Below are 5,623 nucleotides of genomic sequence, written 5' to 3' on the forward strand. Positions count from 1 at the left end.
CTTACTCTTCTCTATACGTTCTTCTGCTTCTCTTACTAAAAATGACATTTTGCCTCCTCTTTCGTATGTACTTATCTTTTCATTCTATCATATATGTTTCTTTCTGCCTATTATGCAATGGTCTTTTCTATCATATATGTTTCTTTCTGCCTATTATGCAATGGTCTTAAATAACGTTATTGTGATTATTATGATAACTTGATATCATACGTTGAAATATTGTTATTTGCCATTATGCTAGATTATACAAAATACATAAAAAATCCCAGCGCTATCCCGACTAAGTTGGTTGTGATGTTGCATGGATATGGGTCAAATAAAGACGACCTGATAAATCTATCGCCAGATTTATCGAAATTTTCCCCTGGTACGTTATTCATCTCTCCAGACGCTCCTTTTGACTTTGAAGGAATGCCCAATAGTGAAGCTAAACAATGGTTTAGTCTTCTTGATAGATCAAAAAATACATTAATTAATGAAATTAAAATGGCAGAAAAGTACATTGTAGATTTTATTTTTGCCCAATTAAATAAGTACAATCTTTCTGAGGATGACTTATGTTTATTAGGTTTTTCACAAGGTACGATGCTCTCATTATATTTAATTATGCAATCATTGATTAGACCAAAGTTAGTAATAGGGTATTCTGGAAGACTTTTTGGCAATAATTGGCAGTGCAAAGAAGGTAATAAAAAAACTAAAATTATGTTAATTCATGGAAAAGAAGATGATATTGTTCCTGTTGAAGATATGCTATCAACCGTAGAAGAGTTAAAAAAGTATGGGTTTGATACAAATCATTTTATTTCAAGGCACCTAGCGCATGGAATAGACGCTGAAGGAATAAATCTAGGTGGAAATTTTTTGAAAAATAATTTTTAAGGTCTAATTTTGGCATTTGGAGATAAAAGAAAGTCGATATGGTGGAATTCCATAGATATAAAAGCATTAACAAATATCATTTTTATAATGTTTTTAGGAATGCTGTTGTTGGCTTCTGCAGGTTCAGGTGTTGCTGAAAAATTGGAATTACCACATTACTATTTTGTAAAAAAGCAATTCGCCTTTTTATTAGTCGGAATTTTTACAATCTTGTTTCTTTCGGCATTAAGTGAGAAGTATATTAGAAGAATTATTTTCGTTGGCTTCATAGCAACGATTGCATTATTAATTCTTGTAATTTTTTTTGGAGAAGCAACTAAAGGGGCTAAAAGATGGCTTAATATTCTAGGGTTCTCTCTGCAACCATCAGAATTTTTAAAACCCTTTTATACCTGTTTTATTGCAGTAATTCTTTCACATGCAAAAACAAAAATTAACTTTAAAATTTTTTGCATATGCGTATTTTTTAATGCATTTATTGCTGTTTTATTGCTACTACAACCAGATTTCGGCATGACCATAACTAATACAATAGCAACTTTTGCTATGTTTTTTGTGGCAGGAATAAAGTTATCTTGGTTACTTTTAGTTTTGGTATTTTTTTTCTGTGGAATTTATGGAGCATATCTATTTTTTCCCCATGTGGCTATGCGTATTGATAAATTTATGGACCCTACTAATTCGTCAAATTATCAGGTGCAAAAATCTATTTCATCTTATCTAAATGGAGGATTTTTTGGCAAAGGACCAGGAGAGGGCACGATAAAATATGCTTTACCAGATGCTCATACAGACTTTATTTTTGCTGTCGGAGCTGAAGAATTTGGACTCGTTTTTTGCATAATAATAGTTGTGGCTTTTGCAATATTTATTTTAAGAGCTTTTTGGGGCTTAACTAAATCTTCAAATTTATTTCATATATATGCAATATTTGGCATTATGATGCATTTTGCAATACAATTTCTCTTTAATATTGGAGTGACGCTAAATATTTTTCCAACTAAGGGTATGACACTGCCATTTATTAGCTATGGCGGCTCATCAATGCTAGCATTTTCCATTGCTGCTGGTATTTATTTGAATTTAAGCAAAGATCGTCAGTCAGATGATTCATCGCAAAACAAAAAATTCTTCTACGTTAAAGATGTCTAACCTATTGGAATGGAATATTAACTACTACAGATAATTTTATCAGATTTGGTTTTTAATAAATTGTTTAGAACTTCAAAATCACTAAAGAATTGAGTATTTTTCACATTAATTTTACTAAACTTAATTATTGATTGTTCTTTATATATTTCTATCCTTTCAATCAAGCATTTTTTAGCAAAAAATTTGATTTTTGCGATGTCGATTAAATTTTTTACTTCTATAGGTAACTTACCAAACCTATCAGTCAACTCATCCATTAATTTATCAAATTCTTCTAAAGTATCTAAAGACATTATTTTTCTATACATCATACATCTAAGTGCTTCATTACTTATGTATTCCTTTGGTATAAAAATTGAATCTTTAATGATGATTTTTGGATTTAATTCCTGATCTTCAAAAGCAGTATTAGTGTGTTCATATTCTTTTTCTTCAAGCACTTTAATGGTATCAAGTAACATTTGTTGATATAGCTCTACTCCTATATCTCTGATATTTCCAGATTGTTCCTCACCTATTAAATTTCCATATCCTCTCATATCCATGTCAGCGGTCGCCAAGCTTAAGCTCGAGCCAAGTTGATCTAGTGATTGAATTGTCGAGAGTCTTTCTTGAATTTCTGGTTGAAACTTATTTTTTGGATCATATGTTAAATATGCATATGCTTGTTGTTTCCTTCTGCCAATTCTTCCTCTTATTTGGTACAGTTGAGACAGGCCAAGCATGTTAGATTTATCTATTATAATGGTATTGGCATTTTCAATATCTAAGCCAGATTCAATGATTTGAGTACTGATTAAAATATTGACGTCATTCTTTCGTAACTCTTGCAAAGTTTTTTCAACAGATTGGCTATCCACTTTACCATGTATGGCGCGAAATGTTAAATTAGAAAAATGCTTTTTTATCAGTTTTTCAATATCATCAATATACTGAATTCTTGGAGTAACAATAAGCACAATACCACCTCTACTATTTTCTCTTGATATAGCTTGTTTAAGTACTTCCAAAGAAAATGGTAAAACGTAAGTTTTTATAGGCTTTCTGCTTATGGGAGGTGTGCTAATTATACTTAAATCTCTGATCCCAACCAAAGACATTTGCAAAGTCCTTGGGATAGGAGTTGCAGAGAGCGTAAGCATGTGCACATCTTTTTTGAATTGCTTCAACTTTTCCTTTTGTGCCACACCAAAATGTTGTTCTTCATCAATTATCACTAAAGCCAAATTTTTAAAATCAATTTTATCAGTAAGTAAAGAATGAGTTCCAATAATTATATCAATCTCTCCTGCTTTTAATGCTTTTCTAATTTCATCACTCTCTTTTTTGATATTATTTCTTGAAATGGACTTTATGTTAACATCAAATCCAGCAAATCTAGAGGTTAGAGTTCTATAATGCTGTTCTACTAAAAGAGTTGTTGGAGCAAGTATTGCAACTTGAGAAGGGTTATCGCCTTTTACTGCAATAAAAGCTGCGCGCATGGCTATTTCAGTTTTTCCAAATCCAACATCTCCACAAATTAGTCTATCAGCAACTGAGCCAGACCCAAAATCTTTAATTATGTCTTCAATCGCTGATATTTGATCGTCAGTTTCAATATGCTCAAATGAATTGCAAAATTTTTCATAACTTGTATATATCGGATTTAGCTCAATACCTTTTTGTAACTTTCTTTGAGCTGCAATATGAATTAATTTTTTAGCTATTTTTTCAATTTTCTTTTTGGCTTTGCTTTTTCGTAATTTCCAGGATGCTTTCCCTAATTGATCTAAGTTGCTAATGTCATCATTTCCATATTTTGTTATTAGTGCAAAATCCTCAATGGGCACAAAAAGCTTATCATTGTTGTGGTATGTTATATGTATAAAATCTTTTACAATACCGCTTGTTATAATTTCCTTAATTCCCTCATATTTTCCTACCCCAAACTTCTTATGGACGACTAATTCCTCAGGATATAAGCGATATGAACTTTGCGAGAATTTTTTTATGTTTTTCTTTTTAGAACTGGACTGCGCACCAGTCTTTCCAAAGATGTCCTTTTCAGTAATAAAAACTAAATCATCTGTAATGAATCCTGTTTCAAATGGTATTTTTGATAAAAAAAGCTTTTTTCCACTTATTTGAATTTCATCAATATTATTGATTATTTCAAGATCATACCCTTGCTGGGATAAATAATTTGTTACTCTATCTAATTTAGATTCGTGCGATAATAAAAGGATCACTTTTTTGCCCTTAAAATTATCATTTAACGACAGTAAAAATTTCTTAAGCCCTTCTAATTCTGATATATTATTAAGTTTAGAAATATTATAAATATTGGGACTTTCATCAAACCTGTCTTCTTCATTATTAAATGTAGTAATAATAAAATTAGAAAATGTGACAATTTTTTTATTAATATCCTCTGGTGACAAATATATCTCTGAAGGTGGTGGTAATAAATTCTCAGAGTCGTTATTCTCTAGTGTTAATTGGTATTTTTTTTGCAGTAACTGCCAATATTCATTTAAACAAGGATCAAAATCATGTTCTTTAATCACAATTCCGTCATTAGTTAGGTAATTAAGAATATTACTTGGATTATCATAATATATTGATTGAAACCAACTAACTGTTTCACGAAATTTTATATCATTTATATATTGTAAATATTTTACAGTATCATTATTAAATTTTTTTGAATATTTGCTTATAAATAAATCTTTAAATGATGCACATAAAAAAATCTCATGCGCAGGTATGACGGTGATAGAGGCAATTTTCTCTGTACTAATTTGCGTATTTAAGTCAAATTTTTTAATTGCTTCTAAAGCATTATCAGTGAAATTTAATCTAATACCATACTCATGATCAAACATGACTATATCTATTATCCCTCCACGCACAGAAAATTCTCCAAACTCTTCCGCTGTATCAACCCTTTTATAACCAATATTGTGTAGAAAGATGATTAATTCTGAAAAATCATATTTTTGATTAATTTGTAAAATTTTGCTTATCTCTTTGATAGTGGCAATAGGAGGTTGAAATTGAGTCAAGCCTAATACACTTGAAATTATTAGCCTACTATTATTTATAGATTTGGATAGTTTGTAGAGCGAGCTAGCTCTATGAAGAAAATTTGAGCAACTATTTGTTGTATAAGGGTTACTATCGCTAGCAGGCAAATATATTACCTCTACATTGTTTGATATAAAAAATTTCGAAAAATTATATAGTTCAAGTGCTGTTTTTTCATTGTTGGCAATATACAAAATTGAGGTGTGTTTATTCAATAACTTATTTAGCACATAAGCTTTTGTGCTTTTTAGAGAATATAAGTTTTTCTCTCTCTTTTGATAATTTACACTTAACAAAACAACTATATTTAATTCACGCGCCTAAAATAAAACCTTATATTAGAAAATAAAATGGATGTCACTTTTTTTTATGCTAATGTGTATAGCAAATATTTTTAAGACCATTGCATAATAGGCAGAAAGAAACATATATGATAGAATGAAAAGATAAGTACATACGAAAGAGGAGGCAAAATGTCATTTTTAGTAAGAGAAGCAGAAGAACGTATAGAGAAGAGTAA

At 30.1% G+C, this 5,623-nt stretch carries 4 protein-coding genes; 3 read left to right on the forward strand and 1 reads right to left on the reverse strand.

Annotated features, from left to right (window positions below; all coding sequences use genetic code 11):
• From L8D11_RS03010 to L8D11_RS03020, 3 genes are all read left to right on the forward strand, one after another.
• A partial coding sequence (locus L8D11_RS03010; protein WP_236870198.1) for a hypothetical protein occupies positions 1–202 on the forward strand: 202 nt, incomplete at its 5' end.
• A gap of 32 nt (positions 203–234) precedes the next feature.
• Positions 235–882 (forward strand): alpha/beta hydrolase, encoded by a 648-nt coding sequence (locus tag L8D11_RS03015; RefSeq protein WP_236870199.1) that lies wholly within the window; start codon positions 235–237, stop codon positions 880–882.
• Between the two features lie 9 nt (positions 883–891).
• Positions 892–2,034, forward strand: coding sequence for an FtsW/RodA/SpoVE family cell cycle protein (locus L8D11_RS03020; protein ID WP_236870200.1), 1,143 nt, complete (start codon positions 892–894; stop codon positions 2,032–2,034).
• A 17-nt stretch (positions 2,035–2,051) separates the two neighbouring features.
• Here the strand turns inward: L8D11_RS03020 and mfd are convergent, their stop codons facing one another.
• Positions 2,052–5,333 (reverse strand): transcription-repair coupling factor, encoded by a 3,282-nt coding sequence (gene mfd, locus L8D11_RS03025; protein ID WP_236870201.1) that lies wholly within the window; start codon positions 5,331–5,333, stop codon positions 2,052–2,054.
• Between the last annotated feature and the right edge of the window lie 290 nt (positions 5,334–5,623).

The sequence above is a fragment of the Candidatus Bandiella numerosa genome, from assembly GCF_021811875.1.
Taxonomy (GTDB): Bacteria; Pseudomonadota; Alphaproteobacteria; order Rickettsiales; family Midichloriaceae; genus Aquirickettsia; species Aquirickettsia numerosa_A.